Raw genomic sequence first — 24160 nt, forward strand, 5'->3', positions numbered from 1 at the left:
TTATTTCTTTCTACGTTCTATAATGTATTTATTACTTGCTTTAGTTCTCTTACGGGTCTTGTATCCTTTTGCAGGAAGACCTTTACGAGAACGAGGATGTCCTCCAGAAGATTTACCTTCACCACCACCCATTGGGTGATCAACCGGGTTCATCACCACTGGCCTTGTACGAGGTCTTCTACCCAACCATCTTGTTCTACCAGCTTTACCACCTACCATAAGTTGGTGATCACTGTTAGACACAGCTCCAATTGTAGCCATACAAGTAGTTAAGATCATTCGAATTTCGCCTGAAGGCAATTTAATGGTAGCGTATTTCCCTTCTCTAGCAATAAGCTGAGCAAAAGCACCTGCGCTACGAGCCATAACAGCTCCTTGGCCAGGGCGTAATTCTATACAGGAAATAATAGTACCTAAAGGAATATTGGCAAGGGTCATTGCATTACCGATATCTGGTGTAGTTTTCTCACCTGAAACGATATTTTGCCCTACCTGAAGACCGTTTTGTGCGATTACATATCGTTTTTCACCATCTTGGTAATTAACTAATGCAATAAACGCAGTACGGTTAGGATCGTATTCAATTGTTGCAACAGTAGCAGGTACTCCCTGCTTGTCGCGTTTAAAATCGATTACTCGATATCTCTTTTTATGACCACCACCTAAATAGCGCATAGTCATCTTTCCTTGACTGTTTCTACCTCCGGACTTTTTTATCGGAGCAAGTAAACTTTTCTCCGGCTTATCAGTTGTGATGGCGTCATACCCATTTACAACTCTAAATCGCTGTCCAGGAGTGATAGGTTTTAATTTTCTTACTGACATGTTTTGTCTAATTTAATGCAAGCCAACGCTTACATATTACTGTAAAAATCTATTGTATCACCTTCCGCCACCTGTACAATTGCTTTTTTGTAAGCATTTGTTTTACCAGTCTGGATGCCTGTTTTCGTATAACGAGTTCGGCGATCCGGGCGGACATTCATTGTGCGAACTTTTTCAACAGAAACTTCATAAGCAGCTTCAACTGCTTTTTTGATTTCTACCTTGTTCGCCTGTGGGTTCACTACAAATCCGTAACGGTTATTATCTTCCGCATCTTTTGTAGCTTTTTCCGTAATAATAGGTTTTATTAAGATATTCATCTTGCTTCTATTTACTTAAGTTTTGTTCAATTCCTTCCAAAGAACCCTCAAACAGCACAATACTGTTTGCATTCATTATTTGATAAGTACTTAATTGTGAGTTACTTACAACTTCAGTTCGTTTCAAATTGCGAGACGACAAATATACATTATTATTTGACTCTCCCAACACAAACAAAGATTTTTTATCTTCTAGCCCTAAACTCTTTAGAACTGAAGTAAAATCTTTTGTTTTTGGAGCATCCATTTGCAGGTCTTCTATCACAACAATCGCCTTATTATTTGCCTTCATTGTTAGGGCCGAACGGCGCGCTAAACGTTTTAGGTTTTTATTCAATTTAAAGGAGTAGTTTCTTGGTCTTGGACCAAATACTCTACCTCCACCTTTAAAAATCGGTGACTTTATACTACCAGCACGAGCGGTACCCGTACCCTTTTGCTTTTTGATTTTGCGGGTACTTCCCACAATCTCTGCACGCTCTTTTGCTTTATGCGTACCTTGTCTTTGATTGGCAAGATATTGCTTTACATCAAGATATACAGCGTGTTTACTAGGCTCTATTCCAAACACATCCTTAGAAAGCTCTATCTTTCTACCTGTGTCTTTTCCGGTTTTATCTAATACTGCTACCTTCATTATTTCTGAATCGTTACATAAGCATTTTTGTGACCTGGCACACAGCCTTTCACTACAAGTAAATTCTTTTCAGGAACTACTTTCAACACTTTTAGGTTTTGTACTTTCACTTTTTCACTTCCCATTTGGCCGCCCATTCGCATCCCTTTGAAAACTCTCGCAGGATACGATGCTGCACCAATAGAACCAGGAGCTCTTAGCCTGTTGTGCTGACCGTGCGTAGCTTGACCCACACCAGCAAAACCGTGACGCTTTACAACTCCTTGAAATCCTTTACCCTTGCTTGTTCCTGCAACATCCACGAACTCGCCTTCAGCAAAGTGTTCAACGGTGACATTGTCACCTAATTTAAAATCCTCTTCAAATCCTTGGAATTCAACAACACGACGCTTAGCAACAGTTCCAGCTTTCTTAGCATGGCCCTCAGAGGCTTTATTAGCAGTCTTTTTGTCATCGAAACCAAGTTGAAGGGCTTTGTACCCGTCAACCTCTTCGGTTCTGACTTGGGTAACAACACAGGGCCCTGCTTCAATAACGGTACACGGAATGTTTTTTCCGTTCTCGTCAAAAAGGCTGGTCATCCCTATCTTTTTTCCAATTAACCCAGACATATTTATATAATTAAAAATTATGAATTTTAGAATGCAGATCATCGGTGCCTACATCCCTCCTTCGTTTATTGTTTTTATTTCAAAGCAAACGGGGCCAAAATAAATTCGACCCCGAATGTTATCTTGTTTTCCGTTTTTCCCTTGCTTACGAGCGCAGGACATTTTTACTTCGACTTCGCTCATCAAGCACACAGGGCTTATTAAGCTGTCGATGATGTTTTACTTACACCTTAATTTCTACTTCTACACCACTTGGCAACTCTAATTTCATTAAAGCGTCAATTGTTTTTGAAGAAGAACTGTAGATATCCAATAGTCTTTTATAAGAACTTAACTGAAATTGCTCCCTACTCTTCTTGTTAACGTGTGGTGAACGTAGAACGGTAAATATCTTTTTGTGAGTTGGTAACGGGATTGGACCTGTTACTACTGCACCTGTGCTCTTTACTGTCTTTACGATTTTTTCAGCAGATTTGTCCACTAAATTGTGATCGTAAGATTTTAGCTTTATTCTGATTTTTTGACTCATTCTGATCTGTTATACGTTAGCGGTTCCTTTTGCTGCTGCGATTACTTCTTCTGAAATATGTGAAGGAGTTTCAGCGTAATGTGAAAATTCCATTGTTGAAGTTGCACGACCTGAAGACAATGTTCTTAATGTGGTTACATAACCAAACATTTCAGAAAGTGGCACTTCAGCCTTAACAACTTTGGCACCTGCACGGTCACCCATACTACTCATTTGCCCACGGCGACGGTTAAGATCTCCTACAATATCACCCATATTTTCTTCTGGAGTTAATACTTCCAATTTCATCACGGGTTCCATTATTACAGCTTTTGCAGCTTTTGCAGCATTTTTAAATCCTAATTTAGCAGCAAGCTCAAACGATAGTTGATCGGAATCCACATCGTGATAAGAACCATCTGTTAATGTAACTTTCATCGCCTCTACTTCATATCCAGCCAATGGACCATTCTGCATAGCCATTTTAAAGCCTTTTTCAATAGAAGGGATAAATTCCTTAGGAACGTTACCACCTTTTATAGTAGAAACAAATTCCAACCCGTCTTTTCCTTCTTCTGCTGGCTCTAATGTAAACACAATGTCAGCAAATTTACCACGACCACCAGATTGTTTTTTGTACGTTTCTCTGTGATCCGCTTTACGCGTAACCGCTTCTTTGTACTCAACTTGTGGCTGTCCTTGGCTCACCTCTACTTTAAACTCACGTCTAAGACGGTCTACAATAATATCTAAGTGAAGTTCACCCATACCAGAAATGATGGTTTGGCCAGAAGCTTCATCAGTACGTACTTGGAATGTTGGATCTTCTTCAGCCAACTTAGCCAATGCCATACCTAATTTATCTACATCTGCTTTAGTTTTTGGCTCCACAGCGATACCAATTACGGGATCTGGGAAATCCATAGATTCTAAAACAATTGGATTTTTTTCATCAGTAAGCGTATCTCCAGTTTTAATATCTTTAAAACCAACAGCCGCCCCAATATCTCCTGCTTCGATATAATCGATAGCATTTTGTTTATTCGAGTGCATTTGATAGATACGAGAAATACGTTCTTTTTTTCCAGAACGGTTGTTCAATACATACGAACCTGCATCTAAACGACCAGAGTATGCTCGGAAAAATGCCAAACGACCTACAAAAGGATCGGTAGCAATTTTAAAGGCCAATGCTGCAAATGGTGCAGTTACATCTGGCTTACGAATCTCTTCTTCCTCAGTATCTGGATTCACACCCATAATACCTTCTTTATCCATAGGAGAAGGCAAATAACGACATACAGCGTCTAACAAGAACTGCACCCCTTTATTTTTAAAGGCAGATCCACATATCATCGGGATAATAGACATATCCATTACAGCAGCACGAAGTGCAGCGTGCACTTCATCTTCAGTAATAGAATCTTCATCTTCCATAAATTTCTCAAGCAAGTTTTCATCATACGCAGCTACTTCTTCAATAAGAAGAGCACGGTACTTTCTTGCTTCAGCTTTTAATTCTTCAGGAATCTCAATAACATCGAATGTTGACCCTTGTGTTTCATCATGCCAAACTACAGCACGGTTTTTAACAAGGTCAATAATTCCTTTAAAGTCTCCTTCTTCACCAATGTTCAAAACAATTGGCACAGCGTTCGACTTCAACATATCTTTTACTTGCTGGCAAACACCTAAAAAGTTAGACCCTTGACGGTCCATTTTGTTTACAAAACCAATTCTTGGCACTTTATAGTTGTCTGCAAGTCTCCAGTTAGTTTCAGATTGTGGCTCAACACCATCTACTGCACTAAATAAGAACACCAAACCGTCTAACACACGTAAGGAACGGTTTACCTCTACCGTAAAGTCAACGTGACCAGGAGTATCGATAATATTAAAGTGGTAATCTTTAGTTTCAGGCAGTTCTTTTGCATTTTCCATTGGGAACTTCCAAGTACAAGTAGTAGCAGCCGAAGTAATTGTAATACCTCGCTCCTGCTCTTGTTCCATCCAGTCCATTGTTGCTGCACCATCATGTACTTCACCAATTTTGTGACTTACACCTGTATAATACAGAACACGCTCTGTTGTTGTAGTTTTACCGGCATCAATATGCGCAGCAATACCTATATTTCTTGTAAATTTTAAATCTCTTTGTGCCATTTTATTTAGAATCTGAAATGTGAGAATGCTTTATTTGCTTCGGCCATTCTATGCGTATCAGTACGCTTCTTAACCGCGGCGCCTTCTTCTTTTGCAGCTGCCAATATCTCCGCCGCTAATTTTTGTGGCATTGATTTTTCGTTTCTTTTACGCGAAAAAGAAATCAACCACTTCATCGCGGTTGAAATTTTACGGTCTGCTCGTATTTGCATAGGGATTTGGAAGGTTGCCCCACCAACTCTACGGCTACGCACCTCTACGTGAGGCATAACATTAGATAGTGCTTCTTTCCAAAGCTCTAATCCTGTTTTTTCGTCGTCTGTTTTTTTCTCTTCTACAATGTCAATTGCATCGTAAAACACTTTAAAAGCCACCGACTTTTTTCCATCCCACATCATGTTGTTCACAAAACGTGTTACCAACTGGTCGTTAAACCTTGGATCTGGTAAAAGTGGTCTTTTCTTGGCCTGTCTTTTTCTCATGTCTTCTTTTTAAAAGTTTTTAATTACTTCTTAGGGCGTTTAGCTCCGTACTTAGATCTACGTTGTGTGCGACCTTCAACACCAGCGGTGTCTAATGCTCCACGAACAATGTGATACCTAACTCCCGGTAAATCTTTTACCCTTCCACCTCTAACCAATACTATCGAGTGCTCTTGTAGATTGTGACCTTCTCCAGGGATGTATGCGTTTACTTCCTTACCATTTGTTAACCTTACCCTTGCTACTTTACGCATAGCAGAGTTTGGTTTTTTAGGTGTAGTAGTATAAACACGCGTACAAACCCCTCTTCTTTGAGGGCACGAATCCAAAGCAGCCGATTTACTCTTCTTGGTTATTTTGGTTCTTCCTTTTCGTACTAATTGTGAAATTGTTGGCATATAAAATATGTATTATACTTATGTAATATAAAATACCCTTTTTTAAAAGGGTGTGCAAAGGTAAAAATTAAAATGAATTAATCAAACGTTACAAGCTTAATTTTCAGTGCTTTTTTTATTATTTTGAAAATTGCATAGTAAAACACCATATAGAACGTTAGCTTTACAACTGCAATAGTATATTTTTTTTGAAGAAATTTCCATACATATTTTTATATCTTATTATAATCACAATAAGCTCGACTCCCCTTCTGTCGCAAACCCTTTATTTGGAAGTTTCCGCAGAGCAGCCTATTTCAGAAAACCTAAAGGACAGTCTATCCATTACTGAAACTTTCAAAGATTACAGCTCCTTAAAAAAAGAGGTTGACACGTTACAGCAAAAACTAGAGCGCTTGGGCTATATAGAAAGTAAGCTACAAAGCCTGACCAAAAAAACCGATAGCACCTATTTGGCGAATTATTTCTTCGGAAAAAAGTATTCTTATATTAAGGTATATTATGATGAAGGTTATTTCAGTAAAAAAGAATTACAAAGAATTGTTACGAAAACTACTGGCAGTTATTTCATGCTGACTTTTGAAACCGCAGAACAATCTCTTCAGAAATTAAACGCCATCTCAACTGAAAAAGGAAATGCATTTGCCACTTTACAGTTAACAGATCTTCGAGTTGAAGGCGACTTTCTGTCAGCCAACCTTAAAATGGAAGCAGGCAAAAAAAGAACCTTGGACTCTTTAGTGGTAAAAGGGTATGAAAAATTCCCAAAATCATTCCTGAAATATTATGCTGGTATAAAAACAAATAAAACTTTCAATAAGGAAAAACTGAAAGAACAAAATACGGCCATCAACAACCTTGGGTTCGCCAAAACAACAAAAGCACCAGAGGTATTATTCAGAAAAGAAACTACAACAGCATACTTTTACATTGAAAAACAAAACAATAACCTTTTTGACGGTATTTTAGGTTTTGCCACTGATGAAGATACTCAAAGACTTCAATTTAACGGCTATTTAAACCTAGAACTGAATAATAATCTAAATTATGGAGAGCAACTACTCATTAATTATAAATCCGATGGGAGCGACCAACAGAACTTTAGAGTAAAGGCCACACTACCTTATTTGTTTAAAACGCCATTCGGGATTAGCGGAGAACTAAAGATATTCAAACGAGACAGTACTTTTGTCACTACAGAGCAGCAGGCTAGACTTAATTACCAAATAAATCCAGTATCAAACGCCTATGTAGGCTACAAAGGATATGAATCCAGCAACCTTCTTGATGAAATTGAAGTAGGTAGCACGATAGAAGATTTCAACTCACGCTTTTTTATTGCTGGCGCTTCGTTTATTAAACGACAAGATGATGCTCTATTTCCCATAAAAACAGAGCTGACGCTTGACTCAGAAATAGGGTCTCGTGAAATAGAAAATACTAGTGAAGATCAAATAAAACTATCAGTTTTAGCAAGTACTATTTTCAACTTAAACCTTAATAATTCCATATTTATAAGAAACAACACTGATGTTCTTTTTAGCGAAACATACATAACAAACGAATTATTTAGATTTGGCGGTATTAACAGTATTAGAGGCTTTAACGAAAATAGTATTGATGCCTCTCTTCTTTCAACACTAAACACAGAATACCGGTACCGTTTTAACAGCGGTTTATATATACACAGCATTCTTGATTTTGGCTATTTCCAAAATCAAACGATAGGCATAAAACAAAACCTCTACAGTGCTGGCATAGGATTAGGAATACAAACCAAGGCTGGAATTTTAAAATTAAACATTGCCAACGGCATATCAGAAGATCAAAATTTTAATTTTTCAAACACTAAAATTCACTTAAGCTTAACTTCAAAATTTTAGGAAAACCTTACAATAGCTTCACTTTATCTTAAAATAAAACTAAAATTTACCGTATAAAAGTTGTGTAATTAACTTTTTATTATGATTTTTGGCGTTGGCTAATTCAAATAAATTATAAAATGAAAACAAAGTTTAGTGGAATTATAACGCTTTTACTAGCGTTAGTAGTGCAACTATCGTTCGCACAAGAAAAAACAATTACAGGTACTATTACCGATGATACTGGGTTACCCTTACCTGGGGTAAATATCATAATCAAGGGCACAAGTACAGGTACACAATCAGATTTTGATGGTAATTACTCTATTGGAGCTGAAGTTGGACAAACATTGACGTATAGCTATGTTGGTTTTGAAACTAAGCAGGTCAAGGTGGCATCTTCAAACAACATAAATGTTGAGATGGCAGCTGGAGCAACACTTGAAGAAGTGGTAGTTACTGGATACTCTACCCGAAACAAAACGGTACAGACATCTGCAGTAGTATCAATATCTGCTGAAGACATACAGCAACTTGCACCGACAACTAGTGTTGACAACTTGTTACAAGGTAAAGCAGCAGGTGTTCAGGTAACAGCCGCTAATGGTAAACCAGGGCAAGGAGCGTTTGTACGTATTCGAGGTCAAGGTTCATTAGTAGCCGGTGCTTCTTCACCATTATATATTGTGGATGGTGCTCCTATTAGAGAGCAAGATTTAGGAAATTTAGCTCCCGAAGTAATAGAAAACATTACCATTTTAAAAGATGCTGCTACTACAGCTCGTTATGGTTCTCGTGGTGCTAACGGGGTGGTTGTAATTACTACAAAAAGCGGTAACAGAAATAAAGATGCTACAGTAAGATTTAGTTCACGATATGGAGTTACTTCACGTATAGAACCTAACTACGATATGATGAATGCCTCTCAAAAACTACAATATGAAGCAGAACTATTTGCTTTAGGTGTTACTGCGGCAGGCTCTTTACCAGGTGTAACTACTGCTCCGGGAAGTCCTGAGCGTCAGTTTTTATTAGACAATGCTGTAGACTGGGAAGACTTAATCTTAAAGGAAGGTATTATTCAAAACAACAATATTTCATTTTCTGGTGGAGCTGAAAGAATGGACTACTACTTTTCTGTAGGACATGATAGAAACACTGGTATTATTGATCAAATTGACGGTTTCGAACGTCTAAACTCACGATTAAACCTTAATTTTGACGCTAAAGAATGGTTATCCATTGGCGTAAACGTTGGGTACTCTAGGTCATTAAGTGATGAGCCTCGTGACAGAAACAATGCTCAAAACCCATTTAGAGGGATGCTTGATTACAATGGTTATGAACCAGAATTTTTGTTGAATGATGACGGCACACGTCAATTAGATGAAAATGGCGATCCTATTTATAACCCAACCCATTCAGGATTTCCAATTAGAGGAGCTTTATTAAGTGAGCCAAGCCTATTAATCCAAAATACAACTTTGGCAAGTGCAGACGCTACCGTTAAGTTTAACGATAATTGGTCATACACCTTTGCAACAGCGGTAAACCATGTGAATCAAAGGCAAGAAGGCTACTCCAAACCAGGCGGTATATTAGATGGTTTAATTGGTGATCCTGATAACCCAGGTAACAAAGTTGATAGTGGTATTCAACGATTGGATTTAACGGTAAGCAACCGTCTTAACTACACCTTATCTACCGAAGACCACAATTTAAATGTATTGGGGTTATATGAATACAACATGAACGAAAACAATAGTTACTTGGTAAGAAGTATTGGTTTTGCATCGGAAACGTTGACCACGCAAATTAACGGTGCACAACTAACAGATGGTAATACAAGAAGAAACAGACGTACTTTGGTATCGTATGGTGTATTTGCCGATTATGATTTTAAAGAACGCTATTTAGCATCTGCTTCGGTACGCCGTGATGGTTCATCCAACTTTGGTGCTGACGAGCAATACGGTTTATTCTATAGTTTTAGTGTAGGATGGAACTTAGCTAAAGAGAACTTTTTTAATGTAGATGCCATAGACGATTTAAAACTAAGGGGAGCTTACGGTACTGTAGGAAACCGAGATGGTATTGGGCGCTATGATGCACTTCCTACCGTTACTTTTAGTCCGTATACAGGAGGTAACAGTACTGATCCTGCCAATATAGGAAACCCTACTTTACAATGGGAAACCACTACAACTTATAACGTAGGTTTAGAACTAAACATGTTCAACAACAGGTTGCGTACCGTTGCTGACTACTTTGTAAGGGACACTGAAGACCTTCTTTTCGATATCCCTGCCGCTGATGAAGCGGGTGTAGGAAGTATCCCAGGTAACCTTGGTAAAATACAGAACACTGGTTTCGAGGTTTCATTGCAAGGAGATATCTTTAGAAGTTCTGACTTTACTTGGACTGTTGGAGGTAACGTTCTTTTCTTGGATAACGAAATTGTGGAATTACCAGATGGAGAAGATATCACTCCTAATACCTTTAGTATTCTTTATAGAGAGGGAGCTAAGATAAACGAACACTATTTAGTACGTTATGCCGGTGTAGATCCAGCAAATGGACAGCCTTTATTTTATGGTGGTGATGATAATATCTATACCGCTGAACAACTGCCAAATGTTGTTGACGAAAACGGAGAAACTATTGAACATAGAGTTTTAAACGGAAGGTCAACCATCGCCGATACTGAAGGAGGATTCTTCTCCAATATACGATACAAAGGATTTGGTTTGAGAACAGACTTTGTTTTTAAAGCAGGAAACTGGATTAACAACATTGTACGCTCACAGAGGCTTTCCAATGGTTCGACCATTGCTGATAACCAAGCAGTAGAAGCGTTCAATTATTGGCAAGAACCAGGAGATACTGGTGTATTGCCAAGCCCAATTTACAGAAATGAGATAGCAGGGGTTGATTCAGATCAATTCTTACAAAAAGGAGATTATATCCGTATGCGTAACGTTACTTTGTCTTACGATTTTAATAATGACATATTGGATAAAACCCCGTTTAACACCTTAAGGGTATATGTACAAGGACAAAACTTATTGACCTTTACAGAGTTCTGGGGCGATCCTGAAGTAGGTATCTCATCTGGAGAAACCATTAATTTTGCAGATACAGTTGCACCTGGAGAAGTTACTTTATACAGTTACCCCAACACTAAATCTGTTCAAGTAGGTTTAGACGTAAGTTTCTAATAATAAAAAAAAACAAAATGAAAAATATATTTTATAAAATAACAATTTTAGCTCTTATCGCTGGGTTTTCAACCTCCTGCGATAATGAACTAGACCAAGTACCTTTCGATCAATTCGGTACGAGTCAAGCGTATATTACCGCAGAAGATTTTGAAAATGGAATTCGCGGGGTTTACAGTATCTTAGTTCAAAAAACCTTTGAAGATGGCAGTACAGCTCCAACTATTTATGGAGGTAGCGACGCTGGCTCTATGCTAAGTACACCTGATATATTATCAGACAATGTTACACTAGCACAGGCTGGGCGTAACACTCAATTTACAGCTCATAACTGGAACTACTCAGCTGCTAATTCAATTTTGGGAGGTCTTTACTTCTATTCATATGAATTGGTTTACAGAGCCAACACCTTATTAGCATTTGCTGATGATTTTGAAGGTGAATCCAAGGCTAACATCATTGCAGAGGCAAAGGCTTTGAGGGCTTTGGCTAACTTTAACTTGGTAAACTTTTATGGTAAAATACCTACACAATCTGGAGATGCTAACAGCGCTTTGGGTATTGCTTATGTAACCGAACCAGACCCAGTAATTGAACCCGCTAGAATATCAGTAGGTGAAGTGTACAACAATATCGCCATAGACCTAGCAGATGCCGCAGCAAATATTAATAGTGACAACGGTCCAGGCAGGATGGGCACAGATGCAGTTAACTTATTATTGTCACGTGTATATTTATATATGGGTCAATGGCAAAATGCAATCAATGCCGCCAATCAGGTAAGTACTCCTGTTGCTCCTAGAGCAGATGTAGTTGGAGTTTGGACAGATGATAACAAATCTGGCGTGCTTTTTAACATCCCTAATGAAGTAGGAGTGGTAGATCAAAGCGCTGGTATTGTTTGGAGCCAAGGTCCCCCTCCTAATTTAATACCCGAATACGCAGCTTCTTTTGGATTATATAACTTGTTTGAAGATGATGATATTCGTAGAGATGCTTATACCTTCTCTGGTACTGATACTGGAGGTAATGAGTACAATGCTATAAAAAAATTATTTGGTCGTGGTAGTAGCTTTAATGGAAAAGTTGATTTTAAAATTTTCCGTGCTGCAGAGGCTCAATTAAACATAGCAGAAGCTCAGTATAACTTAGGGAATGAAAGTGGAGCTAGGACAGCCTTAGATGCTGTAAGAACAAAAAGATATGAAACTCCACCAAGTGGCGAAACTGGCAATGCATTGCGTGATGCCATCCGTTTGGAAAGACGATTAGAGTTTGCTTTTGAATACCAACGGTATTTTGACCTTAAGCGATGGGGACTTCCTGTAACAAGATTGAGTACAGGGGAGTTTGCTGATGGAACAGGGACAGCTTCCGAACAATTAACTTTACAAGCGAGTAGCTTTAAGTTTCAATTGCCAATTTCGCAAGCATCAAGAGATACAAACCCAAATCTACAGCAAAATCCTGGGTATTAATAATTTAAAAATCCGACAAAATGAAAAGATTAAATATAATATTTGCGATACTAACATTAGCCATTTTTACGGTTTCGTGTGAGACTAATTATGATGACTATGACACTCCTAGAGAAATTGTAGTTGGGTTCTCAACACCTGGTGAGGCATTTGAACTTGAAGATGGTGAAGAAAAAACAGAAACTTTAAATATTTTTAGTTCAGAGGCTACAAGCGCTGACAGAACATTTAACGTAGTGATAGTTGAAAGTGATGTAGAACCAGAAAGTTACACTTTTGAAAATACTGTAACCATACTTGCAGGTGAAAGAGAAGGTTCTATTGATATTACTGGATTTGGTATATCTCTTACAGAGGAAGAAAAAACATTGACACTTTTAATTGAACGTGCCAATGCTTACGTTTCTGGAGGTCCAGCAGTAATTACCTTCACTAGAGATGAATAAATAAACTCTCTATTAAATCTAACAAGGTCGCCTTTTATAGGCGGCCTTTTTTTATACCATTTTCTAGACTTATTAATGTAAACACAAATTAACTGGCACCTATCTAAAAACGTTTTACTGCTTAACAAATTTTCCTTTATTAAATCAAACACACAATATAAAAATGCTTGACTAAATGCTCCTATTATTTCAATTAGTTGGAATCTAAGCTAGATTCCACATATTATATGTTCTTTTTAATTCTTACTTTTGCAGTATGAGCAAAAAAGACAACATTTTTGGTATTTATCCAGTACTAGAGGCTATTAAATCTGATACTGAAATAGATAAGGTTTACATTCAAAAAGACTCCGATAACGATAAACTAGCTGCTATAATTTCAGAACTTGAAAATAAGCAAGTCACTATTAATCACGTACCGGTTGAAAAGCTGAATCGATTAACGAATGGTAACCACCAAGGAGTTGTTGCTATCACCTCACCTATTTCATTTGTAGCCCTTGAAGAAATTGTTGAAAAAAGCTTAGAATCTAAAAATGTACCCTTGTTTTTAGTGTTAGACCAGATTAGCGATGTGCGTAATTTTGGTGCTATTATTCGTACTGCAGAGTGTACAGGTGTAGATGCCATCATTATTCAGAAAAAAGGAGGTGCCCCTGTATCTGGTGATACGGTAAAGACTTCGGCAGGAGCTATATTTAACATGCCTATTTGTAAAGTGAATCATATAAAGGATGCCATTTATTATCTTCAAGGTTCAGGCATTAAAACTGTTGCGGCTACAGAAAAAACTGAAAAAGACATTTATAACACTTCTTTTAATGAACCTTTGGCCTTAGTAATGGGTTCCGAAGGCAAAGGAGTTTCTACTTCCGTTTTAAAAATAGTTGATGAGCAAGCTGCATTACCACTACTGGGTGAAATTAATTCTTTGAATGTAAGTGTTGCCTGTGGTGCCTTTTTATATGAAGTAGTGCGGCAACGTGCTAAATAAATATAAAAAAGGCTTTAAGTATTAGTATCGCCTTCCGAGTTTCCCCTGAAATAATAATTAATTTTTGTTAATTTTTTTTCGATTTCGGCTTCAATTTCTGCTTCAGTTTTAGGCTCAGTTACAGTTTCGTCCGTAGTTTCAATAAAATTTCCATCTTCATCAAATTGCTGTAAAAATTTGTCTTCTTCAGGATTATAGTCCTCCCGTTGCCAGTCATATTTTTTTTCTGGGATCTTTTCTTCTTTAAAAAGAAAAGCAAAGACTAGACCTACCAAAAAACCGGATAGATGACCTTCCCAAGATATTTTTGTATCGATAGGAAATACATACCACAATAAACTTCCATATAGAAAAACAACCACTAGTGACAAAGCAATTAATTGGTACTTTCTTGAAAAAACACCTCTAAAGAACAGAAATGATGCTAATAAATACACGATTCCGCTTGCTCCTATATGATAAGATGGTCTACCTATCGTCCACGTTAATATACCCGTCAATACTATACCACCCAACAAAACCTTCCATTTCACCTTACGATAGAAGTAAAAAAGAGAAGCCATCAATACAAAAAGTGGAACAGAATTATTAAATAAATGCTGCAGTCCACCATGAATAAAAGGTCCAAAAAGAACACCCCTTAATCCTTCTATTCGCTGTGGATATATTCCGTAGGTTGTAAATCGCCAACCAAAGCGTATCTCAGCCCAATATACAATCCATATAGTGAGCACAAACAGCAAAGGACCATAAATGACTCCCGGATAAAATGATAAAGGTTCTTTTTTGGACATATATTCTAAGTAACAAAAAGTAATCCCAACACTAAATTAATGATAATTTGTCAGTGAAACACGATACTTAAAATTGTAATTTTGCTATATGAATACACCTTTAGCAGAACGCATACGCCCAAAAACCCTTGAAGATTATATTAGCCAGCAACACTTGGTTGGTAAAAATGGTGCTTTAACTACCCAATTATCATCCGGTGTTTTATCGTCGATAATCCTTTGGGGACCCCCTGGAATTGGGAAAACTACCCTTGCTTCAATTATTGCCAACCAATCTAACCGACCTTTTTATACACTTAGTGCCGTTGATAGTGGTGTTGCTGCGGTGCGGGAAGTTATAAACAAAGCTAAAAAGAGCGACGATCTGTTTGCAGCCAAAAACCCTATACTTTTTATTGATGAAATACATAGGTTCAGTAAATCGCAACAAGATTCTTTATTAGGTGCCGTTGAAAAAGGTTGGGTTACCTTAATTGGGGCTACAACCGAGAATCCAAGTTTTGAAGTGATCCCTGCCCTATTGTCACGCTGTCAAGTATATGTATTGAAACCGTTTAGTAAAGAAGACCTAGAAGCCCTACTGAAGCGTGCCATTGAAAAAGATGAGTTATTACAACAAAAAAACATTGAATTAAAAGAAACAGAAGCCTTACTGCGATTATCTGGTGGAGATGGTCGTAAATTATTAAATATACTAGAATTGGTAGTGGTTTCAGAAAAAAGTGATACTATTATCCTTACCAATGAAATGGTACAGAAAAAAGTACAAAAAAACACGGTGCTTTATGATAAAGCTGGTGAACAGCATTACGATATTATTTCTGCATTTATTAAGAGCATTCGTGGTAGCGATCCAAATGCAGCTGTGTATTGGTTGGCACGAATGATTGAAGGTGGTGAGGATATAAAGTTTATAGCGCGGCGCTTGGTTATTTTAGCTTCAGAGGATATTGGCCTTGCTAATCCTACGGCACTAGTTATGGCCAACAATACCTTTCAAGCAGTTAATACCATTGGGTATCCCGAAGCCCGTATTATTTTAAGTCAGTGTACCATTTATTTGGCTACTTCAGCAAAAAGTAACGCATCTTATGAGGCCATCAACAAAGCACAGCAATTGGTTAAACAGACTGGAGATTTGTCCGTACCATTATCAATAAGGAATGCTCCTACTAAATTAATGAAAGAGTTGGGATATGGAAAAGACTATCAATATGCACACAGTTATGAAGGTAACTTTACACCCCATGAGTTTTTACCCGAAGAGATTAAGGGGACAACCTTATATAAACCCGGAAATAACAGTAAAGAAAACAATTTGAAAAACTACTTAAAATCGCTTTGGAAGGATAAATACAAGTTTTAGCGAACTAAATTATATAAAATCACCTCTTCTCCTTTAAAAATAGAGAGATTTTTATCTTCATCAAAGTAAACGTCGTACGTTTCGCCATTGAGGTTTGTAAATTTTACTTCGGAATCTGTTTTAATTAAGGCACCTACTAATTGTAGACCATTTTCAGCTTCAGAAGATTCTTCATAAAGTGAATACCCTTTGTCTGTTTTCCGAAGCAAATAGGATTTCCCATCTTTTTTATAGTTTGAAAATTTTGCATTGGGTAAATTTCCAAGGGCAGTATTGTTTACAATAGGTTGTTTTCTTGTAATCGTTTCAGTTACATTTTCAGCTTCATTTATTTCTTCTGCTTGTAAAATTTCAATATCCTTTTGTTGAATATTTAATGCCTCTATACTTTCAAAAGCTTTTCTTGTAGCATCTTGATAGGCCTTTTTATACTCTTTAAATTTACTTACACCCTCGTTACTGGTATAAACTATATTTTCATTGCAATCTTTAATGGTTATGATCAGTTTTGTCCTAAAAAAAGAGTTGTCCTCTTTAATGTCAGCATAAAGTCCATTGCAGCGTTTTACATTGGGAGCTTTAGAAGCCAAAAAAGCATTGAAGCCGTGCTTATTGAATAAAAATTCGGTGAGTGAACTTAACTTATACTTGTCTTTCCCTTCCAAAAAATCAAACTGTTCTGGCACAATAATAAAGCTATAATCGTTCAGTGTTTTTTGTGCATATGAAGATATACTCGCAAATAGGAATAAAGTCAGGATAATTTTTTTTGTCATTCTTGGTTTATTTTTATGTTGAAACCTAGTTGTAAAGATACGGATTTTGCTTTAGCTATATTTCCGTAACGGAGCAGATTGTCGGCAGTTAAATAAAAATTAAACTTTCCAAGGTCTGCAACCATACCCAACCCCAAATTTGAGGCCGAATAAGTATCTACGGTATAAGTAGCTTTTGCCGATAGAAAATCCCATACCCTACGGTAATAAAATAAGGTTCCAGCTAATTGTGGTCCTTTAGGCCTTAAAACACTGAATACTTGTAGGCCTACAGCCTGATTCGTTTCTACAGCACCGCTCATATTATAACAGTCACAGGCACCTCCCCTGCCGCTTCCCAAGCGATATTCTACTGCAGCATTTAGCTTTACAGGACGTAATTGCGTGTATTGAGTTTGTAAGGTATCTACTCCTACCTGGTTTTCAAACTCTTCTACTACATTGGAAAAATAAGGAATAGCAGATTCTCCATCTTCTATGGATGGAAAAATCAACTCAATCCCGTTTATGGTATGATCACCTTTAGACTCGTAATTTTCTACACCATTTGTATGGAACACCATGCCTAAATCTAAAACGCTTCCACTTACGGTCCAATACTTTCCTATATCGTATGTGGCACCAAAATCGAATCCTAACCCTAAGTTTCCACCAAAAAAGGAGCGACCCAATATTTCGTTAATTACTTCGGAACTGCCACCGGCATCACGCAGAGAAGCATATCCAGATGTTTGTACCGACATATCGATGTTACGTAACTCGTGCTCATAAATATTGATACCATTTGTAGATTCTCGGGTTGTAAACGTTCCAGTATTGTTTATACTTTGAAATTGAATCAAACTTGAATATACTTTTGCTCTAACACCCAAAATTAAATTATCGTTTACTTTTTTGTTAGCTCCAAAATGAAAGACGGTTAATAATTCTCCTGCGGTACTAACTTCTCCAAGATCAAATTCATAATCTAGATAATTTTGATTCCCTTCCCAAGCTAAAATTGCAAAATCCCTAGGGAAATAGCTTATAAAGTCCAGTTCTTGATACATTCCACCTGAAAAATAGATTTCACTATTAGCAAGCCAACCAAAATCGATAATTGCAAGTTGTTGGTTAATTGTAAAGAAATCTTTGTCATTCATTTCAAAGATTTTGTCACGTATACGGGAATTAATATCAGTACTAGACTCCTGAAATATATCATACATTGAAATACCTGATGCTCCACCATTAATATGAATTTGAGACAGAAAAGGAATTCCGAAATGTGACTTTTGTGGAACTTTGCTTCCTGGATTGAGCAACAGGTTTTGAGGCACTTCTTCTAGACCATACAGAACTTGTTTGTTTTGTGAAAGCAACTCGCCCGACCATAGCACTATAAAACAGATAAATATATTTTTCATGTAGCTTATAGTTCTAAGAAATACGTGGTTTTAGACTTCAGGTTGAGCTCTCCTTCTAAGTTTTCATTAGAAGAAGGTATCATAACTGTCACTACAACTTTAGAGGCTTTTGTTAATTGGGTTACATCATTTCCTTCCACCGTTTGTGTAAATTCAGTAGTTTGGATATTTTGAGAGCTTCCTTGAGCAACAACGGTGGCTGTGCTATAGGTTTCAACATTGCTTTCATTTAAAAACTGAAAATCAACATCAAACCGTCTAGGAATGCTATTGGTAAATTCAAAAAGGAAATCTGCTTTTACTAAACCCTCTTGAGCAAAATTATCATCCAGAAAAGGAAGCTCAGTAGTATCGCGTAAGGTAAGCCTAGGTGTGGAAGTAACGGAGTCGAAAAAATCGCTTGCTTTTAAGTTGAAGTAAATTAAGTCCAGTTCAACAACAGGGGTAAGAGCTATGCTTTCCGCTTGGTCAAAATCGGTGTCTTTTACACAAGCAAATAAAGAGCTACACGCCAAAATAACCAGTATTGGCATTGATAGGTTTGTTTTCATTATAGGGGATTTTAAATACTAACGCACTTATATCTTGATTATTTCACTATATAATCTTTTTAATTTCAAACAAATCGTTAACAAATAATTGGTTTTCAGCGGGTTTTGTCCTTCTGTAATTATAATACATGGTTTGCATGCCTATTGCCTTGGCACCTAATATATCAGCTTCATATGAGTCACCAATCATAAAACTGTTTTCTGCTTTTACTGAAGCCTTTTGCAATGCTGTTTTAAATATAACAGGATTGGGCTTCTTTAACCCTACCTCTTCCGAAGTGGTGACTGTTTTGAAATAATTAAATATCCCACTTTTTTTCAATTTAAGATGTTGTACTTCGTGAAATCCATTGGTTATAATATGAAGATTGTATTTTTTTGACAAATAATCCAACACATCTAATGCACCATCAAATAAATGATTATCCCCCGGCAATTCATCGATGTAAGATTGTGCTATGGCATCGATTTTGGTTATGGGGTAGGTCATGTCAAAAAGCTTAAAAGCATCGGTTAACCTACCTCTTCGCAATTGCTGTTTAGTAACTTTATCTTCTCTAAACAACTTCCAATACTCAAAATTAATGGGCTCATATTCTTTTATAAAAAGATCTATATCCAAGGGGATTTTATGGTTTGCAAAAATACGCTTAAATGCTAAGTATGAATTCTTATCAAAATCCCATAAGGTGTGGTCTAAGTCGAAAAAAACGTCTGTCACCTTATTCATCTTGTAACATTTTTTCTGAAAATATTTTTTTCCACATTTTATTTATTTCCGAAGAGAAATCGGTGTTACTAAAAACCATGGAGAATGTACCGTTCACTTTTTTTACTGAAGTAAACATTGCATCGATGGTTTTCTTAGTTTCCATTTCACTTTTATCGGTAAATGCCAAAGTAGTGGCTGCCAATGGATGTATTATTAAAGGAGTTTTAATTTCATAATCCAAGTCGTAAAAAAGAAAGGGTGTACAAGTACCTGCCCTAAAACCTATTGTGTTCTTATAAACCATGGTATAGTCGTTCTTTATTTCTAGCTCGACTAGGTTTCTGTAAAAATCTGGTAAATTCACTAAATAATGAGAACCCATGGTGCTTAACAACATTCTATTTGTTATTTCTTCCAACTGCTCTTTTTCTTTTTTTAGTGTTCCGTACTCTTCTAAGGCACTCATAGAGAACAACAGTCCTACTTCTTTATAATCGTTCACATATTTTATGAGCATTTTAAATTTTTGCCGATGTGTATTTATGCTTTCTTTAAAAGTTGCTGCTTCTCCTAAAAGGAAAAAAATTGAAAGTGGATTTTTACTGCGTTTAGCTCTGTTTATTATCCACTTAAAAGTGTTGTTTGGATCTCTCCTTACTCCTAATACTACCTGCGTTCGCCTAGTTATCTGTAAAATTCTAAACCTAAACAAGTCGCTCATATATCCTATTAACGACCTAAAAAGGCCTTTTTGCTCGTATGCATATGGCTCTACCGCTTTAATTACAGGGTGTATGCTCATGCTCTTTGTTGTAAATTCTATATTAGGAAAGTGCTCTTTAAGTACATTTTTAAATTTATAAGCCCAAATATCAATTACAGGTTGCTGCAAAAATTTTGCTTTATATCCTAAACTTTCTGAAACTGGGTACCGCCCCCATTCATCTTTTACGTGCGGTAAATATTCTTCATACCGGCTCAATAAATAAAACCCTGCTGAGAAAATATCAAACGGGAGCGCACTCTTTTCTGAAACTGGAAAAAAACAAATTGTCTCTTCCCATGGTTTAACTGTTATATCAATACTTTCAACTCCTTGCTCGGTAAGCAGCCCTTGACTTTGAATAAAAAGCTCATTGCCCATGGGTTGTTTTCCGTAGGATATTTTTGGACCAGAATGGCCTATCAATTCTTCAATAACGGAGGTAAAACCAACCTCCAAGCCCAGAATACGCATACAAATATGCTTGAAAATATAGGTAGTTCTTGGAGTTATTTTTTGAGTATAAATTAATAGCATAGAAGGTTACATCATCGATTCATCGGCGAAGCTAAAGTACGCTTTTTCGGTTATTATAAGGTGATCCAGCACTTTTATATCTAGACTTTCCCCTGCTATTTTTAATTTTTGGGTAAGTTTAATATCGGGTTGACTAGGCTTCAATGTTCCAGAAGGGTGATTATGCGCCAAAATGATGGCAACCGCTCCCAGTTGCAATGCATTTTTAAAGGCTAAGCGAACATCAACCAAGGTTCCAGTAATACCGCCCTTGCTTAGTTGCGAGGTTTGCAACACTTTGTTTGAATTGTTTAAATACACAATCCAAAACTCTTCGTGTGGCAATTCACCAATTATGGGCTGCATCAATTCAAAAACCGACTGACTGGAGGTTATTTTTTTCCGATTCAATGCCTCACCGGCTCTTCGTCTTCGCCCTAATTCTAGCGCTGCAGCAATCGTAATTGCTTTTGCTTCGCCAATTCCTTTAAACTGCATTAAATCTTTAATTGTGAGTTTTCCTAGTTGGTTTAAGTTGTTCTCTGCAGAAGCTAAAATTCGTTGACTTAATGATACAGCACTTTCCGCACGGCTACCGGAACTTATTAAAATAGCAATCAATTCGGCATCGCTCAAGGCTGTACGGCCTTTCTGAAGCAGTTTTTCCCGTGGTCGGTCATCTTCGCTCCAGTTTTTTATTGAAAAGGATGTTGGTTTTTCTTCCAATTGGTTCACTTAAACCTTTAAAGATAATAATGTATCTTTAAACTGAAAACAGCAAGCGTCAAAATCTAAGTTCAAGTTTTATGAAATCTTTATTCTCTCCAGAAGCATATTCAGAAATTAAACAACGGATAGATCAAGTTGAATCTAATAAGCCTCCACAATGGGGAAAGATGAATGCAGCACAAATGATACACCATTGTCAAAAACCTCTTGAAGTTGCGCTTCAAAAAACCACCGTAAAAAAACCGAATATTTTCATGGGGCTAATTATGAAATCGTTTAAAAGAATGCTATACAACGATAAGCCTTGGAAACAGAATTTACCCACTGCAAAAGAATTTATAGTGACCGACACTAAAGATTTTGAAAAGGAAAAAACACAATTGATTTCACTTCTTGAAGAATTTAATAAAAAAGACGAAAGTGTAACTTTGCCACCGCATCCTATATTTGGTAATTTTACCAATGAGCAATGGGGCAAAATGCAATACAAACATTTAGACCATCATTTACGGCAGTTTGGTGTTTAACAAACGAATAAACTTGTAGTTTTAACAAATAATATTACACTTTAATTATTTAAAAATGTACCCACCACCACATCATCAAGTTGACGATATTGATAAAATGATTGCTGTAATCAAACAGTATCCACTTGGTATGTTAGTTTCTGTCAAAGACAACAAGCCATTCTTAACACATATACCTTTTATTTATAATGCTAAAACGGGTCGTTTGGTTGCACATATTGATAAAAACAATCCACAATTAGAAACGTTACAAAATGGCACTTCTGTTACCGTAGTTTTTAAAGGGCCAGATTGCTATATTTCACCTTCGATTTATGATTCGGAAGACCAACTACCTACTTGGAATTATATAATCACCCATGTTACTGGAAACATACGATTAATAAAAAATCCTGAAGCTGCAAAACAAAGTATGATTGCCATGACCAAGTTCTTGGAAAAATCAGAGCATAAATTTGTTTTACACAAAGACAACCCAAAAATGGAGCGGTTTGTTAATTACATTCAAGCATTTGAAATTGAAATCACCAATTGGGAAGGGAAGTTTAAATTGTCACAGGATAAAAGTGAGGTGGATCAAGCAAATGCAAAAGATACACTCATAAAAAAATCCGGAGCCTCTATCTCCGGATTTATCAAAATTATATATGATAAGTAATTTATTTCAAATACTCTTTCACCTCATCAAAGTCTAGACCTCCGTAGTTACCGCTACTCATTAATAGCAAAGCGGTATTTTCGTAGTCTTCAGAATACAAAAAGGTTTTAAAATCGGCCGGATTGGTAAAAATCATTAAATCTTCCCGTTGGAAAGCTTCTTCTATTTGTTCGGCTTTAATTTCTTCCAATTGTTTAATCATCACCGCGTGTGGCGAATAGAATACCACTGCGGCATCGGCTGCATCTAAAGCACCTTTATATTCCGATAAAAACTCGGGATTTAAACTGCTATAGGTGTGTAGCTCTAAACAAGCGACCAGTTTTTTATCGGGATATTGGTTTTTTACGGCTTGCGTGGTTGCTCTTACTTTACTGGGCGAATGTGCATAATCTTTAAAAGCAACAGCTGTTTTTGTTTCGGCTATTTTTTCCAGACGTTTGCTGGCACCTTTAAACGTGGCGATAGCTTCATAAAAATCATCAGCATCTACACCCATTAATTGGCAAATCCAGCGGGCGCCTTCTAGGTTGTTCAAGTTATGTTTCCCGAAAACTTCTATCGGCATTGGGCCTTCTGGTGTTTCTAAAAATGTTTCACCGTCTTCTACGGTATATTCAGGCGTTTGGTACGGGTATTTTTTTATGGGAGTTTCGGTTGCTTCTACTACTCGTTTTACCTCAGCGTCTTCTTCATTGTATATAATGGCTCCGCCATTGGTAATTTGTTTCAAGAATATTTCAAATTGTTCTACGTAGTTTTCATACGTTGGAAATACATTGATATGATCCCAAGCAATTCCACTCAATAAGGCAATATTTGGTTGGTATAAATGAAATTTTGGTCTGCGGTCGATTGGGGATGATAAATACTCATCGCCTTCTAATACAATAAAATCGTTCTCTTCGGTTAGGTGCACCATCGTATCAAACCCTTCTAATTGTGCGCCTACCATATAATCTACTTCTTTATCGTGATAATGCATGACGTGCAAAATCATAGAAGTGATAGTTGTTTTTCCATGTGAACCTCCAATTACCACTCGGGTTTTATGTTTTGATTGTTCGTATAAAAACTCTGGGTATGAATATATTTTTAGTCCTAACTCTTCCGCTTTTAGTAATTCAAGATTGTCTTTTTTGGCGTGCATCCCCAAAATAACAGCATCTAGATTTGAAGTAATCTTTTCAGGAAACCAACCGTATTCTTTAGGCAATAAGCCTTTTGCTTCTAACCTGCTTTTTGAAGGGTTAAATATTTCATCATCACTACCGGTTACGTGATCTCCTTTTTCGTGAAGTGCCAAAGCCAGATTGTGCATAGCACTACCGCCTATGGCTATAAAATGTACGCGCATAACGAGTTTTTTGTAAAGATACTATTATGTAATAAGATTTCAGAATTAGAACTACCTATTTCA

At 36.9% G+C, this 24160-nt stretch carries 25 protein-coding genes; 8 read left to right on the plus strand and 17 right to left on the minus strand.

All coding sequences use genetic code 11. The annotated features are described in order from the left end of the window. The 9 genes from rplB to rpsL are packed head-to-tail and all read right to left on the minus strand — an operon-like array spanning position 1 to position 5944. The gene (rplB, locus tag DZ858_RS00885) at positions 1-825 is read right to left on the minus strand and encodes a 50S ribosomal protein L2 (RefSeq protein ID WP_117157691.1); all 825 of its coding nucleotides are present in this window, start codon (positions 823-825) and stop codon (positions 1-3) included. A 29-nt stretch (positions 826-854) separates the two neighbouring features. Continuing rightward, positions 855-1145, minus strand: coding sequence for a 50S ribosomal protein L23 (gene rplW / locus DZ858_RS00890; protein ID WP_117157692.1), 291 nt, complete (start codon positions 1143-1145; stop codon positions 855-857). A gap of 7 nt (positions 1146-1152) precedes the next feature. After that, complete coding sequence (rplD, locus tag DZ858_RS00895; RefSeq protein WP_117157693.1) at positions 1153-1782, minus strand: 50S ribosomal protein L4; 630 nt, start codon at positions 1780-1782, stop codon at positions 1153-1155. Continuing rightward, positions 1782-2393 (minus strand): 50S ribosomal protein L3, encoded by a 612-nt coding sequence (gene rplC / locus DZ858_RS00900; RefSeq protein ID WP_117157694.1) that lies wholly within the window; start codon positions 2391-2393, stop codon positions 1782-1784. Before rplC ends, rplD begins: the two co-directional genes overlap by 1 nt. Before the next feature lie 48 nt (positions 2394-2441). Beyond that, positions 2442-2576: a hypothetical protein gene (locus DZ858_RS15335; RefSeq protein WP_262511337.1), complete on the minus strand. Its 135-nt coding sequence runs from the start codon at positions 2574-2576 to the stop codon at positions 2442-2444. Positions 2577-2616: 40 nt separating this feature from the next. Then, positions 2617-2922, minus strand: coding sequence for a 30S ribosomal protein S10 (gene rpsJ, locus DZ858_RS00905; RefSeq protein WP_010181931.1), 306 nt, complete (start codon positions 2920-2922; stop codon positions 2617-2619). 9 nt (positions 2923-2931) lie between these two features. Further along, entirely contained in the window at positions 2932-5064 is a 2133-nt protein-coding gene (gene fusA / locus DZ858_RS00910) for an elongation factor G (protein WP_117157695.1), read from the minus strand. Between the two features lie 5 nt (positions 5065-5069). Continuing rightward, a complete protein-coding gene (rpsG, locus tag DZ858_RS00915) occupies positions 5070-5546 on the minus strand; it encodes a 30S ribosomal protein S7 (RefSeq protein WP_117157696.1) in 477 nt (158 codons plus the stop codon). A 23-nt stretch (positions 5547-5569) separates the two neighbouring features. Further along, a complete protein-coding gene (gene rpsL, locus DZ858_RS00920; RefSeq protein ID WP_117157697.1) occupies positions 5570-5944 on the minus strand; it encodes a 30S ribosomal protein S12 in 375 nt (124 codons plus the stop codon). Between the two features lie 269 nt (positions 5945-6213). Between rpsL and DZ858_RS00925 the strand changes: the two genes are divergently transcribed. The 5 genes from DZ858_RS00925 to rlmB all read left to right on the plus strand — a co-directional run bounded on the left by DZ858_RS00925 (position 6214) and on the right by rlmB (position 13942). Then, a complete protein-coding gene (locus tag DZ858_RS00925) occupies positions 6214-7827 on the plus strand; it encodes a BamA/TamA family outer membrane protein (protein ID WP_117157698.1) in 1614 nt (537 codons plus the stop codon). A 119-nt stretch (positions 7828-7946) separates the two neighbouring features. Beyond that, entirely contained in the window at positions 7947-11024 is a 3078-nt protein-coding gene (locus DZ858_RS00930; protein ID WP_117157699.1) for a SusC/RagA family TonB-linked outer membrane protein, read from the plus strand. A 17-nt stretch (positions 11025-11041) separates the two neighbouring features. Further along, positions 11042-12502 (plus strand): RagB/SusD family nutrient uptake outer membrane protein, encoded by a 1461-nt coding sequence (locus tag DZ858_RS00935; protein WP_117157700.1) that lies wholly within the window; start codon positions 11042-11044, stop codon positions 12500-12502. 20 nt (positions 12503-12522) lie between these two features. Beyond that, positions 12523-12948: a hypothetical protein gene (locus tag DZ858_RS00940; RefSeq protein ID WP_117157701.1), complete on the plus strand. Its 426-nt coding sequence runs from the start codon at positions 12523-12525 to the stop codon at positions 12946-12948. 256 nt (positions 12949-13204) lie between these two features. Further along, entirely contained in the window at positions 13205-13942 is a 738-nt protein-coding gene (gene rlmB, locus DZ858_RS00945; RefSeq protein WP_117157702.1) for a 23S rRNA (guanosine(2251)-2'-O)-methyltransferase RlmB, read from the plus strand. A gap of 14 nt (positions 13943-13956) precedes the next feature. On the opposite strand, the gene DZ858_RS00950 is transcribed toward rlmB, so the two are convergent. After that, positions 13957-14736: a rhomboid family intramembrane serine protease gene (locus DZ858_RS00950; protein WP_117157703.1), complete on the minus strand. Its 780-nt coding sequence runs from the start codon at positions 14734-14736 to the stop codon at positions 13957-13959. 88 nt (positions 14737-14824) lie between these two features. Here DZ858_RS00950 and DZ858_RS00955 point away from each other — a divergent pair, with 88 nt between their 5' ends. Next, positions 14825-16102, plus strand: a complete 1278-nt coding sequence (locus tag DZ858_RS00955) for a replication-associated recombination protein A (protein ID WP_117157704.1) — start codon at positions 14825-14827, stop codon at positions 16100-16102. Here DZ858_RS00955 and DZ858_RS00960 read toward each other — a convergent pair. From DZ858_RS00960 to radC, 6 genes are read right to left on the minus strand one after another with little or no spacing between them, the layout of a single operon-like run. Further along, on the minus strand, positions 16099-16878 hold the full coding sequence (locus tag DZ858_RS00960; RefSeq protein WP_117157705.1) for a hypothetical protein: 780 nt from the start codon (positions 16876-16878) through the stop codon (positions 16099-16101). The two genes, DZ858_RS00955 and DZ858_RS00960, sit on opposite strands and share 4 nt — an antisense overlap. Further along, a complete protein-coding gene (locus DZ858_RS00965) occupies positions 16875-18284 on the minus strand; it encodes a DUF5723 family protein (RefSeq protein ID WP_147309554.1) in 1410 nt (469 codons plus the stop codon). The genes DZ858_RS00960 and DZ858_RS00965 overlap by 4 nt, the downstream gene beginning before the upstream one ends. Before the next feature lie 5 nt (positions 18285-18289). After that, positions 18290-18835, minus strand: coding sequence for a hypothetical protein (locus tag DZ858_RS00970; RefSeq protein ID WP_117157707.1), 546 nt, complete (start codon positions 18833-18835; stop codon positions 18290-18292). A 46-nt stretch (positions 18836-18881) separates the two neighbouring features. After that, positions 18882-19565, minus strand: coding sequence for a YjjG family noncanonical pyrimidine nucleotidase (locus tag DZ858_RS00975; protein WP_117157708.1), 684 nt, complete (start codon positions 19563-19565; stop codon positions 18882-18884). Next, the gene (locus DZ858_RS00980) at positions 19558-20847 is read right to left on the minus strand and encodes a polysaccharide deacetylase family protein (RefSeq protein WP_117157709.1); all 1290 of its coding nucleotides are present in this window, start codon (positions 20845-20847) and stop codon (positions 19558-19560) included. Before DZ858_RS00980 ends, DZ858_RS00975 begins: the two co-directional genes overlap by 8 nt. Before the next feature lie 6 nt (positions 20848-20853). Then, positions 20854-21552, minus strand: a complete 699-nt coding sequence (gene radC, locus DZ858_RS00985) for a RadC family protein (RefSeq protein ID WP_117157710.1) — start codon at positions 21550-21552, stop codon at positions 20854-20856. Positions 21553-21632: 80 nt separating this feature from the next. On the opposite strand from radC, the gene DZ858_RS00990 reads away from it, so the two are divergent. Continuing rightward, entirely contained in the window at positions 21633-22082 is a 450-nt protein-coding gene (locus DZ858_RS00990) for a DUF1569 domain-containing protein (protein WP_117157711.1), read from the plus strand. Between the two features lie 55 nt (positions 22083-22137). After that, positions 22138-22740 carry an FMN-binding negative transcriptional regulator gene (locus DZ858_RS00995; protein WP_117157712.1) on the plus strand — a complete coding sequence of 201 codons (603 nt, stop codon included), beginning with the start codon at positions 22138-22140 and terminating at the stop codon, positions 22738-22740. 1 nt (position 22741) lies between these two features. On the opposite strand, the gene DZ858_RS01000 is transcribed toward DZ858_RS00995, so the two are convergent. Then, positions 22742-24097, minus strand: coding sequence for a UDP-N-acetylmuramate--L-alanine ligase (locus DZ858_RS01000; protein ID WP_117157713.1), 1356 nt, complete (start codon positions 24095-24097; stop codon positions 22742-22744). Positions 24098-24160: the final 63 nt, after the last annotated feature.

The sequence above is a fragment of the Marixanthomonas ophiurae genome (genome assembly GCF_003413745.1).
Taxonomy (GTDB): Bacteria; Bacteroidota; Bacteroidia; order Flavobacteriales; family Flavobacteriaceae; genus Marixanthomonas; species Marixanthomonas ophiurae.